Origin of the sequence: Shewanella sp. Isolate7, assembly GCF_022398425.1 — a bacterium.
Classification (GTDB): Bacteria; Pseudomonadota; Gammaproteobacteria; order Enterobacterales; family Shewanellaceae; genus Shewanella.
This window is the reverse complement of record NZ_JAKEVJ010000181.1, coordinates 1-838: the sequence shown is the minus strand read 5'-3', so window position 1 is coordinate 838 and position 838 is coordinate 1. Positions and strand designations below refer to the sequence as shown.

Genomic DNA, 838 nt, shown 5'->3' with positions numbered 1-838 from the left:
CATGAATGCCGAGCAATACCAACAAGTGCTTCAAGATGCGAATATTGAAGCCAAAATATTAGATGATTATGCCATTCGCCTTGCCGAACCCATGCCTGTGAGTCAGTTACCCCAATTTGCCACAGGTGTCGTTTCCGTACAAGATTTTGGCGCACAACAAGCTGCCTATTTGCTGAATCCACAAAACGGCGACCGCATCTTGGACGCTTGCGCTGCCCCTGGTGGTACAACAGGGCATATTTTAGAATTAGCTGATTGTGCTGTAACCGCGCTGGATATTGATGCCAAGCGTTTAGCACGTGTGCAAGACAATTTAACACGTTTAGGTTTTCAGGCTGCTTTGCATTGTGCGCCAGCAGAAGATTTATCAGCATGGTACGATGATTGCTTGTATGATGCCATATTGGCAGACGTACCTTGTACCGCCTCTGGCACTATCAAGCGCAATCCCGATATCAAATGGTTGCGCCGTCCCACCGATGCACTCAAAACCGCACGACAACAAGAAGCCATGCTCGATGTTTTATGGACGACCCTCAAATCAGGCGGACGAATGCTGTTGGCAACTTGTTCAGTGTTTGAAGAAGAAAACAGTTTGCAATGTCGCAAATTTTTACAACGCCATGAAAATGCCACATTGCGTGAAGAAAAAATGTTTTTACCGAGTGAAAAACAAGATGGCTTTTATTACGCACTTATTGATAAAAAATAATTACTTATCTGCTTTCAAGCTGCTTTTTAATGTAAACAGCCTAGAAAAGAAGAATGAAAAATATTAAGGATGATTTTTGGAGTGTATGAGATTATGTTTTATCAGAATAGTGGAAATAGGGAGAAA

The 838-nt window shown here is 42.6% G+C and carries 1 protein-coding gene; it reads left to right on the top strand.

Annotated elements, in window-relative coordinates; all coding sequences use genetic code 11:
* A partial coding sequence (locus L1D47_RS20870; RefSeq protein WP_345778779.1) for a methyltransferase domain-containing protein occupies nucleotides 1-712 on the top strand: 712 nt, incomplete at its 5' end.
* Nucleotides 713-838: the final 126 nt, after the last annotated feature.